This is a genomic window from Peribacillus sp. SIMBA_075 (genome assembly GCF_046534585.1).
In genome coordinates this window covers 1-249 of the sequence record NZ_JAWRYN010001223.1, presented here as the reverse complement: position 1 = coordinate 249, position 249 = coordinate 1, and the positions used below count along the sequence as shown (strand labels likewise).

The window sequence follows — 249 nt, the reverse complement described above, 5'->3', positions numbered from 1 at the left end:
CGGTGAAATTTCCTCATACATAAAAAAGACTCTTACTAAAAGTCCCTTGGATTTGAATCACAATCGATTTTTAAAGACTTGAACCAATTCCTCAAGAAAGTACGCGTTTCGATGACTACTTTAGAGCTATCACCTTTTTGAATATCGAGATATAAGCTGTAGCCATCATCGGATTTGGATTCGATCGGAATCAAATCAATCCATTCGTTAAAATCTTTGACTGCTGAGGTGACACGATCTATTTGTGGC

General features: G+C 36.9%; 1 protein-coding gene. It reads right to left on the bottom strand.

The features are described from left to right. Positions 1-35: 35 nt before the first annotated feature. A partial coding sequence (locus SB775_RS32215) for a hypothetical protein (protein ID WP_410865356.1) occupies positions 36-249 on the bottom strand: 214 nt, incomplete at its 5' end.